The organism is Brachyspira innocens ATCC 29796 (assembly GCF_000384655.1).
In the GTDB taxonomy this organism is placed as follows: Bacteria; Spirochaetota; Brachyspiria; order Brachyspirales; family Brachyspiraceae; genus Brachyspira; species Brachyspira innocens.
In genome coordinates this window covers 86,224-110,071 of record NZ_ARQI01000128.1, presented here as the reverse complement: position 1 = coordinate 110,071, position 23,848 = coordinate 86,224, and the positions used below count along the sequence as shown (strand labels likewise).

Below are 23,848 nucleotides of genomic sequence, written 5' to 3'. Positions count from 1 at the left end.
TATGGCAAGTTCTATGGCTTTAGGTATGATAGAAACTAAAGGTTTGGTATCTGCTATAGAAGCAGCAGATGCTATGGTAAAAGCAGCTAATGTTAATCTAATAGGAAAAACATTAGTAGGCGGAGGTTTAGTAACAATTATGGTACGTGGTGATGTAGGAGCAGTGAAAGCAGCAACAGATGCAGGAGCAGCAGCAGCCGCTAAAGTAGGAGAGCTTATCAGCGTGCATGTAATACCAAGACCTCATGAAGAAGTGGAAACACTTCTTCCAGCTCCGCAAGTTAATAATAGCAGTAAAGAAGAGTAATATATAAAGTAATAGGTTTATTATGAAAGTTTTAACAGAACAAATGCTTAGAAGCGAGATACTTAACAGAGATGTATCAGAATATTTTATAGAAGAGGGTGTTTTTGTAACTCCTTCTGCTAAAGAATATTTGGCTTCACGCAAAATAGAACTTAAAATAAAATCAGGCAGCTTTAATGCAGGAAGTTCTACATCGAGTCCTAAATCCTATGGTATAAAAGAAATAGAAAATATGGAGTATTATATAGACTATAGTACAAATAAAAAATTGAATACTAAACCTGAAAATTATACTCATTTATATAATAATGTATTAGTTGAGAAAAATCATCCTAGGATAGTGCTAAGGGGAAAATTAGACAGTCTGCTTTCTTTAATTGTTGATATACAGTATCAGTTTAAAGAAAGACATGAGGATAAATTGCTTGAATACTTAAAAAAATATCAGAAACTAATACATACTATATTATATTCTGAGGTTTCAAATAAAAGTTTAGAGTTTGATACCATATTTGATTTGACAGAAGAAGAGATTAGAAAAATGTCTCATCACCCAAAAGAGTATTTCGGATGCGATCATATTTTTGTTAATTGTAATATGCCTTTTACTGTTATAAAACTTAATCTTATAAGAACGGCTGTTAGAGAAGTGGAACTAGCTGCATATAATGCTTTAAAAAATGAGAGAGATGACCTTATAAAGTTATTGAATCGTATGAGCAGTGCTGTTTATATATTAATGTTAATGGCACATACTGGTAAGGATATAAGCAAATGACAGATAATTCATTTTTTAATAAAGTATCTGATTCCATTAAATATGAGCTTAGCAAAAGAAAAATCATAAAGGTGGAAATATCAGCAAGACATGTACATCTGTCTCAAAGTGATTTAGAGATATTGTTTGGAAAAGGTTATTCTTTAACTCCGAAAAGAGATCTTTCACAGCCCGGACAGTATTTAAGTGAGGAGCGTGTTAAACTTGTTGGTCTTAAGTCAGAAATGAATAATATAGCTATATTAGGTCCTGTGAGAAAAAATACTCAGGTAGAATTATCTATATCTGATGCTAGGGCATTAGGTATTAAAAATATAACGATTAATGAATCAGGGCAGCTCGAGGGGGCTGGAGATATAACTATAATTGGAAAAAATGGAAGTATAGAAGCTAAAAATTCTGTTATAGTGGCTAAAAGACATATACATTTAAGAGAAAAAGATGCTTCAGAATGGAATTTGTATAATGGTCAGATAGTTAAAGTTAAAGTTTATGGTATTAGATCTTTAATATTTGATGAGGTTGTTGTAAGGGTTAGTGATAAATTTATGCCTGCTATGCATATAGATTTTGATGAGGCAAATGCATGCGGTTTACTCAGTCAGGGATATGGAGAGATCATTTTATGAGTTTTTCATTTGAATATGTTGATTCTATTATAGATAGGACGACTGACTGTATAGAAAAAAATGGTGATTTTAATATAAATGATAAACTGTATGTAGGTGTTGATTTAGGTACTGCTTATATTGTATTAGTAGTTTTAGATTCAAAAGGCAATCCTATAGCAACGGAGCTTCAATATGCTGAAGTAGTGAGAGATGGGCTTGTTGTTGATTATTCTAGGGCTTGCTCTATTGTTAGAGAATTAAAGGGAAAATTGGAAAATAGGCTTGGAGTTGAGCTTGTAAATGCTGCTATTGCCATGCCGCCCGGAGTTAACAACAAATCAGTTGCTACTCATAGATATGTAGCTGAAAGTGCTGGGTTTGAGGTGTTAAATGTGATAGAAGAGCCTGAAGCTGCTAACTATATATTAAATATAGACAACGGAGCAGTTGTTGATGTGGGAGGAGGTACCACTGGTATTGCTATATTTAATAATGGTAAAATGATATACACGGCTGATGAGCCTACTGGCGGAACTCATTTTACTCTTACTATTGCTGGAAATTATGGCATTTCTTTTAACGAAGCGGAAAATAAAAAGAAGGATAAAAATAATTCAAAAGAGATATTTAGAATTGTTCTTCCAGTAATACAAAAAGTAGGGAGTATAATAAGCAAGCATATAAAAGATTATAATGTAGATTTAATATGTTTGGTTGGCGGTACAGTATGTTTGGACGGGTTTGAAAATGTTGTTGAAAAGGAAACTAATGTGCATACTATAAAGCCTAAAAATCCTTTTTTGGTTACTCCTTTGGGCATAGCTATGAGTTTGGTTGAAAATAATAAGAATTAATAAAAATTAGAGGAAGTATTATAAATTTATGGACGATTTAGTATTAAAAAAAATTGTACTAGAAGTTATAAATCAATTAAATAAAACATGCATAGATTCTGTATTTGTTCTATCAGATAATAATAGTTTCTGTTTCAAAAACGAATTAGAAAATATGGGGTATAAAGTTGATATATCTAATAATGCTTGTGATTTTAATAATCATTGTATGTTTATAATAGATGATTTATCGGCTGAAATTATATCTTCTATATCTAATCTTTTATATAAAGACAGTAATACTTCTTTTATAATTAATGCTTTATTATCTGGAAAAAAAGTTTTAGCATTAAAAGATAATGATAAATTTGATAATTATAAAAAAACAGCTTCTAATCAATTATTTTCTAAATTATTAGAGCTTGAAAATACTGCAAAATCTTATGGGCTTATAATACTTGATAGCAAAAGTTTTTTATCATATTTTAGTAAAAATAGTAATAATGAAATTAAAAGTTCATCAGCTTCATTTGATTTTACTGATAAAAAAGTTGTTACTAAAAGTGATATAATGGATATTGTTAAAGATTATTCAAGTATTATAGTAAGAAATAATGTTATAATTACACCGCTTGTTATGGATTATATAAAAGAAAATAAAATAAACATTATTTATAATGAATAAAATTAAAAGGAATTATTAATGGTACTAGCAAAAGTAATAGGGAGTGTATGGGCTACAAAAAAAGAGGAGGCTTTATCTGGAAGCAAACTTTTAATTACAAGAGTATTTGAACCAGATACTAGTAAAGAATTGGATATTATTGTAGCTTGTGATTATATAGGGGCTGGTATAGGCGATATAGTTATTATTACTTCTGGAAGCGGTGCTAGAAATGCTCAGGGTGATAAAGATATGCTGCCTATAGATGCAGTTATAGTGGGAATAGTGGATCAGGTTGATTTAAATAAATAAAAATGAAGGTTTATATATGAGTTTGAAAGAAAAAATATATAATGCTGGTATTGTTGGTGCTGGCGGAGCAGGTTTTCCATCACATATAAAATTGCCTGAAAAAGTGGAATATTTAATAGCTAATGCAGCAGAATGCGAACCCCTATTAAAAACGGATCAGTTCTTAATGTTAAAATATGCTGATAAAATAATAAAAGCATTAACTGTTATAGGTAATGAAATATCAGCTGAACATATAATTATCGGCACTAAGAAAAAATATACTAAGCAAATAGAAGCATTATCTGAAGCCATAAAAAAAGAGAATGCTCCTATAGAAATAAAGACATTTAAAAGTTTTTATCCTTTAGGTGATGAACAGACTTTGGTATATAATATTACTAAAAGAGTTATTAAGGCTGGGGGTATACCTTTAGAAGAGGGCTGTGTTGTGTTTAATGTTGCTACTTTATGCAATATTTATGATAGTCTAAGCGATATACCTGTAACTTCAAAATATATGTCAATATTAGGAGAAGTAGATAAACCTTCTATTGTTAAAGCTCCTATAGGTGCTAATTTAAGAGAGATTTTATATCAGTCTGGCGTAAATGATGATAATAAATACGTTATAGTCGGCGGTCCCATGATGGGAAGATATTATCCTATAAAAGAGACTAATAATTTGTTTGTTAAGAAAACAACTGGAGCTTTGATAGTTATTGATAATGATCATTATTTGGTAAAAAAGAAAAATATAAATTATGATAAGATGATTTCTTTAGCTAAATGTTCATGTATACAATGTTCTGCTTGTTCTGAGTTATGCCCTAGGAATTTAATAGGTCATAAAATTCACCCTCATTTGGTTATGCGTACTTCAGCATTTGCTGATTTGGATAATATAGAAAATAATAGTGAGAATGTATTGGATATACTTAAAGAGGCATATTTCTGCTGTGAGTGCGGTATATGCGAACTTTATTCTTGTCCTATGGGTATTAATCCTTCAAACATGAATATATACATTAAATCACTTTTGAGAAAAGCAAATATTAAATTGGATAGAAATGTAAAAGATTATGGAGTACACTCTTCTATAGAATATAGAAGGGTATCAACTAACAGACTTACTAGAATTTTGGAATTGGATAAATATGACCATGATGAAGCAGACATGGACAACCCTAAAGAAATTAAAGTTTCAAAAGTATGTATAGAATTAAGGCAGCATATAGGAATGCCTGCTGAGGCTTTAGTTAAAGAGGGGGATTTAGTTAAAGAAGGTCAAATTATAGCTGCAGTACCGATGGATAAAGTTGGGGCTAATATTCATTCAAGTATTAATGGTATTGTAGAGTCTGCTGACAGTGAAAAAATAGTTATAAATGGGGAGAGTATTAAATGAAGTCTATAGGAATGATAGAATTGAACAGTATAGCTAAAGGAATATTAGTTACAGATTATATAGGAAAAACTGCGAATGTTAAGGTTTTGAGATCTCATTCTGTATGCCCCAGAAAGTATATTGTTATATTCAGCGGAGATGTAGGGGCTGTAGAAGCATCTAAAAATGCGGCTCTTAATGCTGGAGGGCATTCTGTAATTAATTCTTTTGTAATAGCAAATGTTCATGATACAGTTATAGAAGCTATTAATGGTACTTTGGGAGATTTTCCTAAAGAGGCTATTGGAGTTATAGAATATTTTTCTATTGCTTCTGCTGTACAGGGTGCTGATGATGCTGCTAAGGCCAGTGATGTGTCATTAGTTAATGTTAGGCTTGGTTTTGCTATAGGCGGAAAATCTTATATTACAATGACTGGAAAAATTAGTGCTGTTGAAGAGGCTGTTAAGGCTGGAATTAAAAAGGCTGAAGATGAGGGGCTTGTTGTTGATTATTGTATATTGCCTTCTCCTATAGATGAATTATATAATTCTATTTTATAATTTTGGAGTGTGTATTTATGAATAAAAATAAAATACTTTATAATAGCCAGAATGTTTATGATCTTATAAAAGATAATACAGAAATTATAGAAACTGATAATAATGTGATATTTACTCCAAGTGCTATGGATATTATTAAATCAAAAGGGATAAAAATAGTTTATAAAAAAGATATTGCTGATAATTGCGGATGCTCTTGTGTAAAAGATGATAGTACGGAGATAGTAAAACAGACTATAAAAATTTTAGTTAATAAACTTAATATCACTGATGAAAAGATTATAAAAAAAGTTATAACTGAAGTATTAAATAGAGTAAATTTATAAAGATTTTTAATGGAAAATTTGAATTTATCTATTGGAATAATAGAAACTACTGGATATGTTGCGGTTATTAGTGCTTTGGATACTCTTTTAAATGCAGCTAATGTAGAAGTTATAGATAAAGAACGTATTGGTTCAGGTATAGTTGTTATTATTATAGCGGGCAGTATATCCAATATTAAAGAGGCTGTAAAAAGTGCTGAAATTGCTATAAAAAAATTAAATAGTAAATGCAGATATACTGTTATTGCAAAGCCTCATAATGATTTATGGCGTATTATACCTTAAATAAAAACTAAAGGAGTTTTTGCGGATTATGGAAAATAAAGATATTCAGTCTATTGTGTCAGAAACAATCTGCACCTTTTTACATACTGGAACTGCTTCTGGATATAAGGATAAAAATAATTCAAATAGCAGAAAAATAATAAAGAAAAATATTTCAGATATTAATAAAGTTCAATCTGATATAGATAAAAATGTGTATATAACAGATGTTTTTAATACAGATGAGAGAGGGGCATTAAAATGTTTATTGATGGAATTGAATGCTTCTTCTATCAAATGCGTATTAAATAGTGATGAGATTTATATTGTTTTAGAGGGTGTTCTTATAGCTGAGAGTAATCAAAATATAACTGAAGCTAAGCAAGGGGAAATAGTATCAGTATTAAAAGGAGATTGTGTTAATTTCTCTACGCCTTTCTATGCCAAATTTTTGCGTGTAGTTTGTTCAAATAATTAAGTATTTATATTATATTTTTTATATATTAAAAACTGCAAAATATTTTTTATAATTAATTTTGCAGTTTTTATTATATTCAGTTATATTTATATAAGTTTTCTATAAATATTTTTAACATCTTCTAAACTAGGCTTAACAGGATTGGTTAATAAACATACATCTTTTAAAGCATTTGAAGCCATTTCTTCTATAGCATTTTCAAATTCATTTTTATCAACACCATATTCTGTTATTTTTTGATTTATTCCTATATTTTTATTTAATTCTAAAATTAGATGTTTTAATATTTCGCATGAAGCTGAAACATCATCAATATTTTTTACATTTAATAAATCTATAACTTTAGCATATTTTTTAGCAGATTTTTCACAATTTTTGGCATTATATTCTATAACATGAGGCATTAATATAGCATTAGCCCTTCCATGAGGCTGTCTAAATCTTCCTCCAAGTGCATGTGCCATAGCATGTATTAAACCCAAACCAGCATTATTAAAAGCAACCCCTGCTATACAGGATAGTTCATGCATGGCTATACGGGCATCAATATCCTTTCCATTATGTACAGCTTTAGATATATTATTAAATATGCCAACTATAGCATGTTCACTATACGGCATAGTAAAAGGACTAGCATTCACAGAAACATACGATTCAAAAGCATGTGCCATGACGTCCATTCCTGTTTCTGCTGTTATTCTAGGAGGTACTGTCATAGTAAACTGAGGGTCTAATAAAGCTATGTCTGGAAGCATTTCATTAGATAGAAGAGGCACTTTTCTATGGGTTTCTTTATCTGTTATTATGGCATATGAAGTAACTTCAGAGCCTGTTCCGCTTGTAGTAGGCACAGCTATAAAAATAGGTTTTTTCAAATTATCAGACATTCTTTTATTAACTTCTAAAGCAAAATATATTACAGATTTAGCAGTATCTATTACAGAGCCGCCTCCTATTGCTATTATAGTATCAGAATCAAATGATAAAATCTTACTTAAACATTTTATAACTATCTCAAAACTAGGATCTGGTTCTATATCAGAAAATATTTCATAATTAATATTTTTATTTTTTAATAGGTTTATAGTAGAATCGCAAGCCCCAATTTTAAGCATGTTATTATCTGTAAATATAGAAACACGCTTTGACTTTGAAAGATCTAATTCAAGTAAAGCATTATTTCCAGATATTATTTTTGTATTTAAAATGAACTCTATCATATATAATAACTCCTATCTGTTTATGTTATTTTTTACATATATTTTCATACAAAGATAGGGAAAAATTAAAAGATCTATTGCTTGATGTTTAGAGTATACATCTATATACTTTAAAGTCAATAGAATATTATCAAAATATGTATTTTTAATATCATAATAATTTTACAGTATTAAAAATTGTACCCAAGTTCAAATTCCCAAGTAAAAGGCTTTGCTATAGAATATGCTGAAAGAATAGGAGTTTTATTAAAAATATTTTTAAAGTTCATAGAAAATATTAAATGCTCAAACCATATAGAATAGAATGATATATTAAAGTCATGAAAAACTTCTGAATAATATATAGGTCTGTATTCTGATAAAGGTCTTGGGGTGGAGTATGTATAATAAATATTTAATGATAATGAACTTAATACTTTATGATTTGGTATAAAGTCATAAGCAAGTAATGCAGTAACCACATGTTCTGGCAAACCTATTTTTGGAAGTTTATTTTTTCCCATATAAGCAAGCTGATAAGAGTAGCCTAATCTTGTTTTTATCTTATGATATTTAGCAAAAGGTATACTATATTCGATGCTTGGTGTAACTATATGCGAAACTGCGATGTCTACATTTTCTGGAACAGTTGAATACCAAACTATTTTATTTGTGTATGTTGTATATGTATATGAGGCTTCTATTTTTAAATTTGTTACAGGCTCTAATGTAAGTTTAGTGTATATTTGATTATATTCTTCTGGTTTTAGATTAGGGTTTCCGTAGTTGTTATAAAATAAATCATTGAATGTAGGAACAGAATAATCATGAGAGTATGAAAAATATAAACTGTATCCTTTGTAGAAGTTTAGATTTGCTGCAATATTGTATGCTAAGTAATTATTATTTCTGTTTATATCAAAATCTTCATGCTGAAACTCATATTTTATGCTTGGAAGAAATGAGAATATAGGAATGTTATTATCCCAGTATCCGAAAGATAATTGAGGCTCGTATAATAATGATAAAGAATGTCTTTGAGGCGTGAAATTATAATTTTTTTCTACTGCATTTTTATCTTCAATTAAAAAATCATATCTGTATTCTGGAGTTAGTTTATTGTAGAATGTTATAATATTTGGCAGAAGCTCATCCATTCTTGATAGAGTAGTATTTAATGCTATTGCATGCGACTGATAATCTGATACAGGTTTACCGTTTTGATAATAAGGTCTGTCAACAAAAGAATCAAAAACATAAGATAAGTTTATATTATAATCAAGTATATCAGAAAATCCATTGTATGAAACAGAAGATGTTAATGTTGTAAACTTAAACCATGAGTCTGTTGTATTTATAGGAGGAAGCTGATATTTTGATACTGCATCCGAATATGATATATTAACAAAAGCTCTTATGTAGTTTTTATTTTCAAAATTATATCTGTAGTCAAGAGATGAGTTTACTATAAGCTGTTTATTATCATTAATATATCCTACTATAGGTTTTTGAGAACTATTTAAAAAATCATAATAATAATTGCCGTCAGTGTAATAGGAGTCTGCAGTAAAAGTAATAATATGCTTATTGTCAAAGTTTTTTGAAAAAAGTATTGAAGGCGTTATAGTATTGTATGCTCCGTAGCCCAAAGATACTAATACAATATCCTCCAAAGGAGTTTTTGTAGTAATATAAATACTGTTTCCTATAATTTCAATTTTTTCTATTAGATTTGCAGGTATTCTTCTTAAATCTACTCCAGCATCAGCATTGCCTTTTGCTGTATTCATAAGAACGCCATTAACATATATTTTCATGTTGTCGGCACTTCCGCCAGCAGGTTCAACTGTTTCATTTCCCATATAAGAGCCTTTATTTACAAATCCAGCCTGATTAGCAAGCACTTCTTGAGCATTTTTATATCCTCTTCTTTCAATTTCTTCAGAGGTTATTACATTGTTATTAATCTTTATAGGAGTTTTAGGGATTTTTACAGGGTTTGCAGTGCTGTTTGTATTATTTGTCTGAACTGCATTAGTAATTTCAACCTGCGAAGTAACCCAAATACCGCCTTTAAGTTCTCTTATAAGGTAGGTTTGAGCATTTATATTTTGAGAATAAAAAAATATAGCTGTTATTATAAATAATGCTGCAGAGTAAATATTTATTTTTTTCATTTTTTTATAGATTTGTATTATTTTATATAAAAAGGAACGGCTTTATATCACCGCCCCTTATATTTTTATTAAATTAATATTCTTTTAAATATCCGAAAACAAAATCATATTTAGTCCACTGAGTATTTGCATTTGGTATAACACTTTCATCGCTTCCGCCGCCATACCAAGCCTGCTCAATGCCTTTTTCGTCTGCAATTATCAAACGGTAACTGCTAGGCATGCCTGTATTTTTATTATCCCGATATACAGCAGCGAGATATTTTTTATTATTATATTCATATACTGCACATTTTATAATTTTTGTTCTTATATTTACTGTATCGGTACTGTCATAATAATTGCCTTCAGCATCAAAGTTTCCGCTTACAGATGAATAATCACTTGATTTATAAACGGTTTTTCCAGATACTAGAGTAATCCATAAAGTTTTTAACTGAGCTTCATCTGTTACATCAATTTCAGAAGTTTTACTGCCGTATTGTATAGTATGCACTCCAGAAGTTACAGCCTTTACAGATGACGAAGTATTTTGATTGTTATTGTTATCAGGATTTGTAGAAGGATTAGAACAAGATATAATTAATGCAAATATTATAATTAACAAATATGATTTTTTAATTTTCATAGGATACCTCTAAATTATTGAGCAACAGCAGTACAATCTGAATAAGCACCAAAATAACCATCAGCTTCAGTGAATGTAGTTTTTGCATCTTCTAATTTGTCAGTTGCAGAAACTCCTCCGCTTTTATAAGCACCAGAAATTTTTACAGTTGTATCTGTCAAATCTTTAAATGAAACAGCATAATATTTTCCTACTACTTCTTGTGAAGATGAATTGGCTGTATATTTTCCGTATATAATTCCAGATTTATTATCTGAGTTCCAAACAATTTCTGATATAGAAAAAGAATAGCTTACCGAATCATTATATAAGCTATCAAATGTACTATCTGTAATAATATATTGAGAAATTCCCCAAGTTGTGTCATTGTCCTGCCATTTTTGCTGAAGCATCTGTTCTTTAGTTTTTGTTGGGTCGTTCGGGTTGTTTTTAGAACATGATACTGATAATACCAAAGCCATTAGAATTGTTAATAAAATTTTGATTTGTTTTTGTATAAAAATGCTCCTTTATTTAAATTAAAAAATTAAAAGCTATTTAATAAAGGAGTGCAGGATTTTTTAGATAGTGCACTCGACTATTTAAATGGTATCCGACTTTGTTAATTCTTTATAACTGTTTATAAATAGAATTAAGCTTTACGGTTGCGTGCCAGCGAAGGATTTGCACCCTCATTCCCATAGAATACAATATATTATATATGTTTGTTTTTTTATATCAAGATCTTTTATAAGTAAACTTTTTAAAAAATTATATAAAAATTATTAAACTAGTTTTGTTTTCGTTTAATTTGTTTCATAAATGATACTTTTATTGTTTCAAAATTGAACTCTTAATTATCTATTTAAGCATAAAATTATACAATATTTCTAAAGTTTTTCTATATCTGAAGCATTCAAGCCTGTTAATTTGCTTATAAGATTGATGTCCATATTCTCTTTTTTCATTTCTTTTGCTATATTTATTTGACTTTCTTTGTAGCCTTGTTCTATCCCTTGTTCTATTCCCTTTTCTATTCCTTGTTCTATTCCTTGTTCTATTCCTTGTTCTATTCCTTTCTGAAAACCTATCTCTATGCCTTCTTTTTTTCCTTCTGACCTTTCATACTGAAGCATAGCAGCCTGTCCGTAAAGAAAAGTATCTCTTTCATTGTAAGCAGACATCTCTTTTTCATCAGCTACAAATCTTTTATATTTGTCTATAACTTTAGGCATGATATCATTACCTCCTAATAGTTTATTTATACTTTTTTCTAAATCTTTAGTTGTAAAAAAGTCAATCCAAGATAAAAGTTTATTTTTGTTATATTCACCTATACTAACATTTTTTAATATTTCTGCAAATCTTTTAATTTCTATAAAATGTATTTGTAAATCGTCCAATCTAAGATTAGGATTATAAACATCTGCAAGTGTAAAACATTTATGTTCTTTTTTTATATCTGTTTCATTTCCTATAGTTAAATTAAAATTGATAAAACTGATACTAATCATCTGACTTATACCTCTATATAAATCATTTTCTTTCAATTCAGAAGCTATATTTTTTGCTATGTAATATAATATTCGTTTTATAAAATTATTGTTTCCTACTAACTGTATTTCTATAAGTATCTTTTTACCGTCTTTTGTTTTTGCTTTAACATCGAGAATAGATTCTTTTAAGTTTTCATTTGAAGCTAAATTATAAGGATTAATAATTTCAAGATTGCTTACCGATTCAAAGTCCGCATCATTTAAAACAGCATTAACAATATTTTCTAATATATCCTCATCACCTTCAGTACCGATTAAATATCGTACAAATAAATCATTAAGTCTGTTAATCTCTTTCATAGCTTAATTATACTGAAATTTTTTTAGTTTGTCAAAAATTAATTTTTTAATTTAAAAATATTTGCAGTATTTAATAGACTTGCTTTATACTCCAGTTTTTTAGACTAGGTTTAATATATAAATAAAGTATGATTTTTCAGGTTTATGCAAAAAACATCAAAAAGTTGATAATACATTTTCAAAAATATAAAATTAATAAACTATATTTTTATGTATATAAAAAAGTCATAAACTTTTAATATAGTCTTTGATTATTAATTGACATTATTATTATATGTAGTATAATTACTATATGTAGTTTTTGTGATTTTTTCATCAATTATTAAATTAGGAGTTTGTTTTATGAAGTATTTATCTTCTTCATTTCTTATTATGTCTATGATATTTATTTCATGTTCTAATTCATCATCTTCTTCAAATGCATCTGGAGATAAAGTATTTAAAATAGGAATTTTACAATTAATAGAGCATGATGCTTTAGATGCTTCATACAGAGGTTTTGTTGACGGACTTAAAGAGGCAGGATATGAAGACGGAAAAAATATTACTATAGATTATCAGAATGCTCAGGGCGAACAGGCAAACTGTGTTACTATAGCTCAGAAGTTTGTTAATGATAAAAGCGATTTGATACTTGCAATAGCAACACCTGCAGCACAGGCAGTGGCTAATATGACAAAAGATATACCTATATTAGTTACAGCAGTTACAGACCCAGCAGCTGCCAAACTTGTAGCAGATAATAATGCACCGGGCGGAAATGTTTCAGGTACTTCAGATTTAACTCCAGTAGAAGCTCAGATAGAATTATTAAATGAGATTACTCCTAACTTAAAAACTGTAGGACTTTTATATTGTTCAAGCGAGCAGAACTCAGTATTTCAAATGGATATAGCAAAGAAAAAATTAGACTCTATGGGTATAAAATATATAGACGCTACTGTTACTTCAGCTAATGAAATACAGCAGATGGTACAAAGTTTAATAGGCAGAGTTGAGGCAATTTACACTCCTACTGATAATATGATAGCAGCAGGTATGGCTACAGTGGCATTAGTTGCTGAACCTGCTAAACTTCCAGTAGTTTGCGGAGAGGGCGGTATGACTATGCTAGGCGGAACTGCTACTTATGCTATAAGCTATTATGAACTTGGCAAATTAACAGCTACTCAGGCGGTATCCATATTAAAAGGTGAAAAACAGCCTGCCAATATGCCTATAGAAACTTTAAAAACTTTTGATTTGGTTGTTAATACTAATATGGTTAATAGTATAGGTATAACTATACCAGAATCATTGTATAATAAATAATGATAAATAATAAAAAGTAATAAATAAAATAAAGTAATAATAAAAGAGGGTTTGTATATATGGAAGGGCTTTTACTTGCTATACAAGGTGCAGCGTCTCAAGGTATAATTTGGGGTATAATGACGCTTGGAGTTTATATAACATTTAAGGTTTTGGATTTTCCAGATTTAACTGTTGACGGAAGTTTTGCATTGGGCGGTGCTGTAAGTGCTATACTTATATCTAATGGTATGAATCCTTTTTTTACTTTATTCTTTGCTTTTTTAGCGGGTGCTTTGGCTGGATTTGCTACTGGATTTTTAAATACAAAATTACAAATTCCCGGTATTTTGGCTGGTATTCTTACTATGATAGCATTATATTCTATTAATATCAGGGTAATGGGAAACAGACCTAATATACCTCTTTTAGGAATGGATACATCTTTGACTATAATTCAAAATATGTTTTCATTGAGTAAAGTATTATCCGATTTGCTTGTAGGATTTATATTTTCTGTAATTATTATAGCTCTAATGTATTGGTTTTTTGGTACAGAGATGGGCTGTGCTATAAGGGCTACTGGAAACAATGAAAAGATGATTAGAGCCTTGGGTGTAGATACTAATGTTATGAAAATAATTGGACTTATGATATCAAATGCTTTGGTTGCTTTATCAGGTGCTCTAGTTAGTCAAAGTCAGGGTTATGCTGATGTAGGTATGGGAACAGGTACTATAGTTATAGGGCTTGCCTCTGTTATAATAGGTGAGGTTGTATTTGGAAATAGATTTTCTTTCTGGTACAAACTTGCTTCTGTGGTGCTTGGTTCTATAATATACAGAATAATAATTGCGATAGTTCTTCAGTTGGGACTTAAAGCTACTGACTTAAAACTTCTTACAGCGATAATCGTTGCTATTGCTCTTTCAGTGCCAGTATTAAATAGAAAGGTTACAAGAGTTGTAGGCGGTAAAAGAAAAGGTTAATAAAGATTAATATCGGAGGGTAATAATATGTTGGAATTAAAAGAAGTTTATAAAACATTTAATAAAGGCACTATTACAGAGAAAAAAGCAATTAAAGGTGTTAATCTTAAACTTAATGACGGAGATTTTGTTACCGTTATAGGCGGAAATGGAGCTGGTAAATCTACGCTTCTTAATTTGATTGCTGGAGTTTATGAAGTTGACTATGGCACTATATCTGTTGACGGAGTTGATATCACAGACAAAAAGGAGTATGCAAGAGCTGGACTTTTTGGAAGGGTATTTCAGGACCCAATGGTAGGCACTGCTTCAAATATGGGTATAGAAGAGAATCTTGCACTTGCAAAGAGAAAAGGAAAGCCTAGAACTTTGAGATGGGGGATTACTCATGCTGAAAGAGAAGAGTATGTAGAAAAGTTAAAAAGGCTTGATTTAGGACTTGAAACAAGGCTTCAGTCAAAGGTAGGTCTTTTATCAGGCGGACAGAGACAGGCTTTGACTCTTCTTATGGCAACTCTTAAAAAACCTAGACTTCTATTATTAGATGAACATACTGCCGCTCTTGACCCTAAAACTGCTAAAAAAGTATTGGAGCTTACTGAAGAGATAATAAGAGAAGATAAACTTACAGCGTTTATGGTTACTCATAATATTAAAGATGCTATTCATTACGGCAACAGACTTATAATGATGAATGATGGTAATATTATATATGATGTTTCAGGCGAAGAGAAAAAATCTTTAGAAATATCAGACTTGCTCAAAAAATTTGAAACCGCTGATGGTTCTTTAAGCGACAAATTATTATTATCTTAATATGCATACACTTAAATATAGAGCAGTTTATTTTATGCTTGTAAAAAAACTCTCTTATATATATAATTTATATATAATGGCATAGATTATGATAAATATGTTTTCTGAAAATAAATTGCGGGGGTGTTATGATTAATAAATTCTATATAGTATTTTTTATTCTTATACTAATTTTCTCAGGCTGCAGTAATAATTCTAAATCAAGCAATACGAATAATACAAATGTATCTAATAATACTCAAGAAGAAATTGTAACTAATATTAATAATAAACTCCCGTTTTTTGATATGAAGTATGCATATAAAGCTGTTAGAGTTGATAAAGATAGTTTTAGCAATGCTTTAACAAATTATTATCAGGATGCATATTACAGCAATATTATAAACAGAAATAAAGATTTTCTTAATAAGAAACTTGTTGGAGATAATGATATAAAGAAATATGCTATAGATTTTATATCTAATGCCTATCATTACAGCTATAGAGATGATATATCAGGAGATGATTTGTATGCTGATGATTTCACTCCATTTTATGCTTCAGAATATATATATGTAGAGAGAAATTTGGCTTTAAAAAAGGCTAGAGATTTGCTTTTAAGTATTAACAATAAAGACGCTGATATTTATTTTGCTTTGTTTTTATCTCATATGGCATGTGATTCATTATATTGTTTTGAAGATTTGCAAAACCATTTAAAAGATTGGAAAAAAGCAGGCGGTACTAATATATCAATGATGATAGGTATTGTAGGAGAATATGATAATGCAAATGAAATATATTCAAACAAAATGAATTTAGTTAATTATATAATAGAAGCACCAGAAGATTTAAGAGCTGAACAATTAATTGCAGATGCTTTTGAAAAAAAATTCTTAAAATATATATCAAAAAATACTGGGTATTTAGATGTTTATAATGAAAATAATTATAATATATCTTCAATAATCTATGAAGGTACAGCACATATATCTTCTATTGGTGTAATAAAAGATGTATTAAATACTAACATAATGAACAGATATATAAGAACTTATGCATCAGGGGCTTTGAACAGAAATAAAATAGATCCTAATATAGAATATTATGAAAACTTTTATAATCTTGAAAATACATCTCCTAAAGAAAAGTATGATGAGTTTTCCGATTTGTATTTTTTAGAGTTTAATAAAAATACTTTTGTTTATGCTATTGAAAATGATAAATTAAAAGAAGTTTATTATTTTAATCCTCTGTTTATTGGAAATACAAGGTATGCAGTTTATGAATCAGATGAAACATTTAATTTTCGTCTTGGCGATGATTCAAAATTAACTTTGGCTAAAACTAATTCTATTAAAAATAATAATTTAAAAGATTTTGTTACTAATTCTAATTTTATTACTAATGGAAAGTTTCAAAGCGAAGAATATGCTGAGTATTTAAATGATATATTATCTTTTCCATTATATTATCCTAATTTTTTCTTATGTGATATAAATAATGACGGCAAAGAAGAGATAATGGTAACTGGTACTTATGAACATTCTGGAGGAAGAGGAGGTATAGCATCATATACTTTGCTTCTTAAGGATAATTTGGAGCTTGATTTGGAAAGTGCAGCTGGAAAGTCAATAAACAGCAGCAGTAAGCAGGGCTTAAATACTTATCAGAAGATATACGAGGAAGAAGGAAAAAATAAAATGCTTCTTGTAGACTATCAGACAAATACAGCTCAGGATATATTTACAGAAAATGGCATTGTTAGTGTAGTTCAATTTACTTATAAAAATTATAAATTTATGCCTAAATTATTATGGAAAGCAGATTTAATTGAAAAAGCTCTAAAAACAGATGCAAGTTTTGATATGAATAAAGCAGGCAGTGATTCTGATAAGGCTATAGTTTCTGATAAAACATTGAGAATAGCCGATAAAATTATAAGTGATAATTATTACAGGGAAAGAGAAAAACTCAATGAAGACGGAAAAGAAAAATTATTAGAAAGCAGACGATTAGAGACCAAAGCTATTCAGGATAAACAGGGTGATGTTGAAGAAATAGAAAAAGAAATGATTAATATATTAGAAACTAAATAATAAGAGTTTGTAATTTTTTTAATTTATTTTATAATTTTGCATGATTTAAAATATTAAAGGTTATTATTATGAAAAGTTTAGTTATAAGAAAAACAAATATTAATGCTCTTATATTGATTCTTCTTACTTTTATAAGTATAGCTTCTCCTATAGCAGTTCATTATTTAGGATTAGATGGAAAGGAATTTCTGCCTATATTTTTTGCTTTATCTTTGGGAGCATATATATTAAATCCTCTATTTTTAATTCTTCTTTCTGTTATATCACCTCTTATAAATTATTTCCTTACTAATATGCCTATGCCTCCGACTTTATACTTTTTAATTTTTGAGGGTGTTATATTTTCTGCTATAGTATTATTTTTTAGAAATAAAAAAGTTTCTTTTATATTGCTTACATTGTTTGCTTTTATTTTAGCAAGATTTTCATCTGTTATTTTAACATTTATTTTTGATGTAAGTATTGATGCTTGGTTTAGAGGACTTTTAAGCGGATATAAAGGAATTATAGTGAATTTTGTATTTTCTGTTTTGATGTATTTTATATTCAAAGAAAAAAAGATTAAAGATATTATCAATGAATAATTTTAAGCCGTATAAAGTTTTTTATATAGATGATATAAAAGTAACAGCTCTTGGTGATTTAGATAAAGAACTTGGAGATGAAATAAGGGCTTTGAAAAAGAAAGAAATAGAAACTCCTTTTAATATTTTTAATTCTATAAATGATTATATAAAAACAAATAATAATAAATTTGATATACTTCTTTATATACCTTCAAATAAAAACTCATGCGTTATGAATTATTTTGCCGATTATATAAATGATAACTTTAATATCAAAAAGTATGATTTAATAAAAATTATTAAAAATATAAAAGAACAAAAATTTTTGGAAAGTTTAAAAGAAAGAAAGGATAATATTAAAAATGCTTTTGAAATAAAAGAAAGTTTGGTATTAAAAAACAAAAATATACTTTTAATAGATGATGTTTATGCTTCAGGTGAAACTTTAAAAGAGGTTATTAAACTATTTGAAGCATTAAATTTTAATTATTATTTGGAATGTTTAATTTTTTGCTATAGAAATCATATTTTTAGTTAAAATAAATATTGAATTATCAAAATAAAATAATATAATAAAAACAAAATTAATATAAGGATTTAAATTATGATGGAAGCTCAGATAAAAGAACTTACTAGAAAAATTGAAATGGAATCTAAAAAATTAGACAGGAAAATTAGAGATATAGAAAAAATAAAATCAAGTATAACAAAAGATTTAAAGAAGAATGTTAAAGAATTAAAAGCTAAGCAGTTAAAAAAACTTCAGGAAGAGAAGAAAAATATTACAGATAAAGTAAAGCAGATGAAAACAAATCTTATCAATGCTAAAAAAGATGATACTACAAATAAAGTCAGTAAGAGAATAGAAGATAGTAAAAAATTAAAAGAAAATCAGACTGTGAAAAAGCCTGCGGATAAAACAGCAAAAAAAATGATGAATCTAATGGCTTTATATAATAAAAATGCTAATGAAGAGCTTATTGAAGTGTTATTAACAGTGAAAGAAGATGACTTGAAAAAAGAAACTGGTGCTTATTTTAAATCCATATATGGAATATTTAAGCATATGATTCAATGCGATATGTATTTTTTTGGTATATTCAGAAAATATTCAAATAAAAAAAATATTGCTAATGAAGAGGTATTGACATATTTAAATAATGATTTTAGTTTTAATAGAGATATAGATAAAGATTTGAAAACATTAATAGAAGTAAGAAAAAAACTTGATGATGTTATAATAGCTATTGTTAATTCTATAGATAATTTTAATATATCAGGTAAGGTTGTAGTGCCTAATAAAGAAGTAAAAAAGCCAAGATATCATTTAATAATGCATGAATTAAATCACAGCACTCATCATAGAGGAGAGATTTCTGTTCTTTTAGATCAAATGGGATATAAAAATGATTATTCTAATTTGATGACTATGGTGTAATTATATAGAGTAGTTTTTTGAATATAAAAATAAAAAATTTAAATAAAGAGCTTATAATTTTATTATATTAATTATATGCTCTTTATTTTTTATAAACATTGTTATGAAGCAAATGATAATTCTCTAATCAAAGCACTTGGAGTATAAATAGAGGAATGATGATATTCTGTATCATTTGCAAGCATTTCTATATCATTTAATAAATCTAATATATTACCTGATACTATGAAAGGATTTGCAGTATATGATAATTTTCCATTTTCTATTTTTATGCCTTCTGCCTGAAGAGAGAAGTCTCCGCTTATAGCATTAACTCCAGAATGTGTTCCAGTTAAAGAGTTTACTAATATTCCATTTTTTATTTGAGATATAAGCTCTTTTTGTGTATTTTCTCCTTCTTCTAATATAAAGTTATGACATGATATTCCTATAGGAGTTTTAAATCCTCTTGATGCATGAGATGTAGTTTTTACAGAGTCTTTTCTTGCTGTATAATTATTGTATAAATAGCTGTTTAATACTCCATTTGTTATAATATTTAAATCTTTTGTTTTAGAGCCTTCTCCGTCAAAATGAGTATTGTATATGCCTTTATCAAATACTGGTATATCTTTAATATTGATTATACTATTTGCTATTTTTTGATTTAATTTTCCCTGAAGGAGTGATAATTTTTTTTGTACATTTTCAGCAGAAAAAAGTCCTAAATATGCCCCTAAAATTGTTCTCATAGCTTTGCTTGTAAATACGGTTTTATATTTTCCGCTTTCTATTTCTTTGGCATTTAGTTTGCTTATAACATTATCGGCTATATTTTTTGTGAAAGCGTCTATATCAAAAAATGTATCTTTTGAAGAGTATACATCAAAATAAGTTTTTGTGCTGTTAGAATCTTTTGCTATAACTTCAGCGTAGTATGTTATATTATTTTTTATCTCTCCTTTGCAAACACCATTGCTGTTTATAATGCATTTTATAAAGTCATATCTTGCAAGTCCTGCAGAAGGTACATTAACTATTCTTTTATCAAGCGAATATAATTTATCTTCTATATTTAATGATATTTTTTTTAACTCTTCGTTAGAAATATTAACTATATCATTATTTATTATATTATAAACTTCTTCATCATCTTCTTTTTCTATCAATACATTATAATCAGGTTCGGCATTGGCATATGAAAGAGAGATTTTTGCATTGTTAATTAAAGTTTCTATAGAGTCATTTGAATCTAGCTTTTCTGTAAAACTTATTCCCACTTTTCCGTCTTTTATAAGTTTTAATCCTATACCTCCAGATTCAGCAAATGTATATTTATCTAAATCTCTTTCTCTTACAGAAAACTCTTCCTCTCCGCTGCTTGACATATAAACTTCTATTTCATCAATATCATTTGATTTATTTTTTACAGTGCTGTATATTTCTTTAATTCTATTCATATAGTTATTTAATTCTGCCATATATTATCTTCCTCCTACAGTTAATTCTTTTACTCTGATTGCTGGCTGTCCCACAGTTGTAGGAACGCTTCCAGAAATACTTCCGCACATACCGTCAGCTAATTGCAAATTTGAAGATACTGCCTCGATATTCATAAGAGTTTCACCTCCTCTTCCTATAAGTGTAGCACCTCTTACAGGTTCAGTAATCTTTCCTTTTTCTATTATGTACCCTTCAGAAACAGCAAAGTTATAATCTGTAGTGGCAGGGTCTACTGAACCGCCTCCCATTTTTTTAGCATAAAGTCCGTACTCTATTTGAGAAATTAAATCTTCAAAACTAGAGTTTCCTTTATCTATAAATGTATTTCTCATTCTTGAAGTAGGTGGATATTTATAATTTTCTCTTCTGGCACTTCCAGTAACTTTTTGATTCATTTTTAAAGAGCCTAGCTCGTCAACTAAATAACTTTTTAATATGCCGTTTTCTATTAATACAGTTCTTTGAGCTTCATTTCCTTCATCATCAATATTGTAGCTTCCCCAAGCATTCTGTATAGTTCCATCATCAACCGCTGTAACAACATCAGAGGCTATCTTTTCTCCAAGTCTTCCGCAAAATACGCTTGCATTATCAGCAACAGAAGTGGCTTCCAAAGCATGTCCGCATGCTTCATGAAATATTACGCCTCCGAATGCATTGTCTATAACTACAGGGTATTTTCCAGATTTAGGATATTTTGCATTAAGCATTTTTATTGCAGAATTGGCAGTTTCTAAAGCCATTTCATCTAAATTAATATCTCTTATTACCTGATATCCGTCCAAAGCTCCTTTAGTTCTGCTTGCTGTCTGGGTATTAACTCCGTCAGATGCCATTGAAACCATAACCAGTCTTACATATGTTTGAGAATCTTCTTTTAATATTCCATTGCTTGCACATACTAAAATATTTCTCTGTTTTTCCATATATCTTAAATTAACCTGCTTTATTTTGTCAGATACTTCTCTTGCTTTTTTGTCCAAATATGAAAGCATTTCTATTTTTTCATCAAAGTTTATATCGAAAGGATTTATATGTAATGGATGATGATTTTTTTCATGAGATTCTATAAAACCGTTTATTATATGCTTTTTATCATTTACTATAGAAGAAGCACTTTTAGCTAAATTTATTAAACTGTCATTACTTGTATCATTAGAATATAAATATATTGTTTTTTTATTAACTATGATTCTTAAACCAACGCCGTAATTATTTCCAAGACTTGTATTATCAACTCCAGAATCTAAATATCCTATAGAGTTAATTTTTGTATCTTCAAAAAATAAGTCGGCATATTCTCCTCCGTTTTTTAAAGCTTCCTGCAAAACAGTATGTAAAAAATTTTCATCAAAATTAAAATATTTCATTTATTCTCCTTTTTTTGTTTTTACTAATTCTATTGCCTCTTTACCAGTGATATGCTCTATATCTAATTCAATCATACACATAGCATTATATTCTTTATTTATGATATTATTTCTATTTTCTTTATTGTCATTGGGATAATATTTTAGAGCTAGTTTTTCAATAGCTTCTCTTTTTTTATATTCATCTTCTATAATAAAAACTCTTCCAAATACTATAACACTTCTGTAATAGGTGGTATATTCTTTCATCTTAACATCATCTTTTTCTATAATACAAAATGATGCTTTATTATTATTTCTTATAGCATCTATTTTATAGCCGCTTTTAGCTGCATGAAAAAATATTTTATTATCAGAGTAAACATAACTTAAAGGAACAGTATACGGATAATTATCATCTCCTATAAGAGCTAAAACTCCAGAAGTGCATTTTTCTAATATTTTAATACTTTCTGAATATGATAATAATTGCTTTTTTCTTTTCATCTCTCTAAACATAGAATCTATTATATACATAATAATAAAATAATCAATTGACAATCAAGGCATTATCATGTAGTATATACTGACAATTTTTAAGTTTGTCATTTTTTTATTCAACTTTTTCCCGCAGCAAAAAGTTGCTGCCAAAGGCACGCTTCGCGAAAGTGCAAGTGTAAAAACAATCCTGAATTACATTAAATATGTTTATATGTAGGATCAATTATTAAATTTGTACTGAAACATAGCCTTTCGCTACTGCGGGCTGTGCCTGCTTCTCGCCTGCCTACGGCACACAGAGTGAGGCGTACTTGGCGGACAGCGTCCAAAAGAAGTGTTGTGCTGTGTAGCACACAGAGTTGTTGGCAAAGCCCTGCAATATTTTAAATTTAAAAAATTTATTTTTGACAAATTATATTTGTTTAGTATATAATTAATTATTAATATAAATCAAAGGAAATAATAATGCATACTATAAATGTTAAAACTAAATCAAGATTTGATATAGTAGATATTACAGATGAAGTTCAAAGATGTATTAATGAAGAGAAAGTGGATAAAGGAATTGCTGTTATATTTGTACCGCATACTACTGCCGCTGTTGGGATAAATGAAAATGCTGACCCTGATGTTGTTTTTGATATGAAAAATGCATTTAATAAATTAGTACCTCAGCATGATAATTATGAACATAGCGAAGGTAATTCTCAGGCACATGTTTTATCTTCTTTGGTATCCCCAAGTTTGACAGTGATAATAGAGAATAAAAAAATTGTATTAGGTACTTGGCAGGATATATATTTCTTTGAATTTGACGGTGCTAGAAATAGAAAAGTTTATGTACAGATTATAAGCAAATAACTCAAGGGAGAAAGTTATTCTCCCTTGATTACACTAATGGGGTAAATTAAATATATTAAATGTATGATAAATTACTTTAGAGTTTTTTCTGTATTTTTATTTAGAAATTTTTTCTTTATTAATTGACTAATTGCACC

The 23,848-nt window shown here is 28.5% G+C and carries 27 protein-coding genes; 19 read left to right on the top strand and 8 right to left on the bottom strand.

Annotated elements, in window-relative coordinates:
* The first annotated feature begins 1 nt into the window (after window position 1).
* From F811_RS0113960 to F811_RS0113910, 11 genes are read left to right on the top strand one after another with little or no spacing between them, the layout of a single operon-like run.
* A complete protein-coding gene (locus F811_RS0113960) occupies window positions 2-307 on the top strand; it encodes a BMC domain-containing protein (RefSeq protein ID WP_020005858.1) in 306 nt (101 codons plus the stop codon).
* A gap of 22 nt (window positions 308-329) precedes the next feature.
* Complete coding sequence (locus F811_RS0113955) at window positions 330-1,085, top strand: ethanolamine utilization protein (protein ID WP_020005857.1); 756 nt, start codon at window positions 330-332, stop codon at window positions 1,083-1,085.
* Entirely contained in the window at window positions 1,082-1,714 is a 633-nt protein-coding gene (gene pduL / locus F811_RS0113950) for a phosphate propanoyltransferase (RefSeq protein ID WP_020005856.1), read from the top strand. The genes F811_RS0113955 and pduL overlap by 4 nt, the downstream gene beginning before the upstream one ends.
* The gene (gene eutJ, locus F811_RS0113945; protein ID WP_020005855.1) at window positions 1,711-2,550 is read left to right on the top strand and encodes an ethanolamine utilization protein EutJ; all 840 of its coding nucleotides are present in this window, start codon (window positions 1,711-1,713) and stop codon (window positions 2,548-2,550) included. The genes pduL and eutJ overlap by 4 nt, the downstream gene beginning before the upstream one ends.
* Before the next feature lie 28 nt (window positions 2,551-2,578).
* On the top strand, window positions 2,579-3,214 hold the full coding sequence (locus tag F811_RS0113940) for a hypothetical protein (RefSeq protein WP_020005854.1): 636 nt from the start codon (window positions 2,579-2,581) through the stop codon (window positions 3,212-3,214).
* Window positions 3,215-3,232: 18 nt separating this feature from the next.
* Window positions 3,233-3,505: a EutN/CcmL family microcompartment protein gene (locus F811_RS0113935; protein ID WP_020005853.1), complete on the top strand. Its 273-nt coding sequence runs from the start codon at window positions 3,233-3,235 to the stop codon at window positions 3,503-3,505.
* A gap of 16 nt (window positions 3,506-3,521) precedes the next feature.
* A complete protein-coding gene (locus F811_RS0113930; RefSeq protein WP_020005852.1) occupies window positions 3,522-4,892 on the top strand; it encodes a 4Fe-4S dicluster domain-containing protein in 1,371 nt (456 codons plus the stop codon).
* Window positions 4,889-5,434, top strand: coding sequence for a BMC domain-containing protein (locus F811_RS0113925; protein ID WP_020005851.1), 546 nt, complete (start codon window positions 4,889-4,891; stop codon window positions 5,432-5,434). Before F811_RS0113930 ends, F811_RS0113925 begins: the two co-directional genes overlap by 4 nt.
* 17 nt (window positions 5,435-5,451) lie before the next feature.
* Window positions 5,452-5,760: a hypothetical protein gene (locus F811_RS0113920; protein ID WP_020005850.1), complete on the top strand. Its 309-nt coding sequence runs from the start codon at window positions 5,452-5,454 to the stop codon at window positions 5,758-5,760.
* Window positions 5,761-5,769: 9 nt separating this feature from the next.
* Window positions 5,770-6,045, top strand: coding sequence for a BMC domain-containing protein (locus F811_RS0113915; RefSeq protein ID WP_020005849.1), 276 nt, complete (start codon window positions 5,770-5,772; stop codon window positions 6,043-6,045).
* A 28-nt stretch (window positions 6,046-6,073) separates the two neighbouring features.
* Window positions 6,074-6,502: a cupin domain-containing protein gene (locus tag F811_RS0113910; RefSeq protein ID WP_020005848.1), complete on the top strand. Its 429-nt coding sequence runs from the start codon at window positions 6,074-6,076 to the stop codon at window positions 6,500-6,502.
* Window positions 6,503-6,588: 86 nt separating this feature from the next.
* Here the strand turns inward: F811_RS0113910 and F811_RS0113905 are convergent, their stop codons facing one another.
* The 5 genes from F811_RS0113905 to F811_RS0113885 form a co-directional block, all read right to left on the bottom strand.
* Window positions 6,589-7,722 (bottom strand): 1-propanol dehydrogenase PduQ, encoded by a 1,134-nt coding sequence (locus tag F811_RS0113905; protein WP_020005847.1) that lies wholly within the window; start codon window positions 7,720-7,722, stop codon window positions 6,589-6,591.
* A gap of 170 nt (window positions 7,723-7,892) precedes the next feature.
* Window positions 7,893-9,878, bottom strand: a complete 1,986-nt coding sequence (locus F811_RS0113900; RefSeq protein ID WP_020005846.1) for a TonB-dependent receptor plug domain-containing protein — start codon at window positions 9,876-9,878, stop codon at window positions 7,893-7,895.
* A gap of 73 nt (window positions 9,879-9,951) precedes the next feature.
* The gene (locus F811_RS0113895; protein ID WP_020005845.1) at window positions 9,952-10,506 is read right to left on the bottom strand and encodes a hypothetical protein; all 555 of its coding nucleotides are present in this window, start codon (window positions 10,504-10,506) and stop codon (window positions 9,952-9,954) included.
* A gap of 14 nt (window positions 10,507-10,520) precedes the next feature.
* Complete coding sequence (locus F811_RS0113890; protein ID WP_020005844.1) at window positions 10,521-10,967, bottom strand: hypothetical protein; 447 nt, start codon at window positions 10,965-10,967, stop codon at window positions 10,521-10,523.
* Window positions 10,968-11,375: 408 nt separating this feature from the next.
* Window positions 11,376-12,341, bottom strand: a complete 966-nt coding sequence (locus tag F811_RS0113885; RefSeq protein ID WP_020005843.1) for an Rpn family recombination-promoting nuclease/putative transposase — start codon at window positions 12,339-12,341, stop codon at window positions 11,376-11,378.
* 342 nt (window positions 12,342-12,683) lie between these two features.
* Between F811_RS0113885 and F811_RS0113880 the strand changes: the two genes are divergently transcribed.
* From F811_RS0113880 to F811_RS0113850, 7 genes are all read left to right on the top strand, one after another.
* Window positions 12,684-13,652, top strand: coding sequence for an ABC transporter substrate-binding protein (locus F811_RS0113880; protein ID WP_020005842.1), 969 nt, complete (start codon window positions 12,684-12,686; stop codon window positions 13,650-13,652).
* 59 nt (window positions 13,653-13,711) lie between these two features.
* The gene (locus tag F811_RS0113875) at window positions 13,712-14,620 is read left to right on the top strand and encodes an ABC transporter permease (RefSeq protein WP_020005841.1); all 909 of its coding nucleotides are present in this window, start codon (window positions 13,712-13,714) and stop codon (window positions 14,618-14,620) included.
* A 27-nt stretch (window positions 14,621-14,647) separates the two neighbouring features.
* Window positions 14,648-15,436, top strand: a complete 789-nt coding sequence (locus F811_RS0113870; RefSeq protein ID WP_020005840.1) for an ABC transporter ATP-binding protein — start codon at window positions 14,648-14,650, stop codon at window positions 15,434-15,436.
* A 128-nt stretch (window positions 15,437-15,564) separates the two neighbouring features.
* Window positions 15,565-17,514 (top strand): lysozyme inhibitor LprI family protein, encoded by a 1,950-nt coding sequence (locus tag F811_RS0113865; RefSeq protein WP_020005839.1) that lies wholly within the window; start codon window positions 15,565-15,567, stop codon window positions 17,512-17,514.
* Window positions 17,515-17,582: 68 nt separating this feature from the next.
* Complete coding sequence (locus F811_RS0113860) at window positions 17,583-18,098, top strand: hypothetical protein (protein ID WP_020005838.1); 516 nt, start codon at window positions 17,583-17,585, stop codon at window positions 18,096-18,098.
* The gene (locus tag F811_RS0113855) at window positions 18,091-18,618 is read left to right on the top strand and encodes a ComF family protein (RefSeq protein ID WP_020005837.1); all 528 of its coding nucleotides are present in this window, start codon (window positions 18,091-18,093) and stop codon (window positions 18,616-18,618) included. Before F811_RS0113860 ends, F811_RS0113855 begins: the two co-directional genes overlap by 8 nt.
* A 66-nt stretch (window positions 18,619-18,684) precedes the next feature.
* On the top strand, window positions 18,685-19,518 hold the full coding sequence (locus F811_RS0113850; RefSeq protein WP_020005836.1) for a DinB family protein: 834 nt from the start codon (window positions 18,685-18,687) through the stop codon (window positions 19,516-19,518).
* A gap of 101 nt (window positions 19,519-19,619) precedes the next feature.
* Here the strand turns inward: F811_RS0113850 and F811_RS0113845 are convergent, their stop codons facing one another.
* The 3 genes from F811_RS0113845 to F811_RS0113835 are packed head-to-tail and all read right to left on the bottom strand — an operon-like array spanning window position 19,620 to window position 22,868.
* Complete coding sequence (locus tag F811_RS0113845; protein ID WP_020005835.1) at window positions 19,620-20,978, bottom strand: TldD/PmbA family protein; 1,359 nt, start codon at window positions 20,976-20,978, stop codon at window positions 19,620-19,622.
* Window positions 20,979-20,981: 3 nt separating this feature from the next.
* Window positions 20,982-22,370 (bottom strand): TldD/PmbA family protein, encoded by a 1,389-nt coding sequence (locus F811_RS0113840; protein ID WP_020005834.1) that lies wholly within the window; start codon window positions 22,368-22,370, stop codon window positions 20,982-20,984.
* Window positions 22,371-22,868, bottom strand: coding sequence for a pyridoxamine 5'-phosphate oxidase family protein (locus F811_RS0113835; protein ID WP_026364468.1), 498 nt, complete (start codon window positions 22,866-22,868; stop codon window positions 22,371-22,373). It abuts the gene before it with no gap.
* A 447-nt stretch (window positions 22,869-23,315) separates the two neighbouring features.
* Here F811_RS0113835 and F811_RS0113830 point away from each other — a divergent pair, with 447 nt between their 5' ends.
* The gene (locus F811_RS0113830; RefSeq protein WP_020005832.1) at window positions 23,316-23,711 is read left to right on the top strand and encodes a secondary thiamine-phosphate synthase enzyme YjbQ; all 396 of its coding nucleotides are present in this window, start codon (window positions 23,316-23,318) and stop codon (window positions 23,709-23,711) included.
* Window positions 23,712-23,848: the final 137 nt, after the last annotated feature.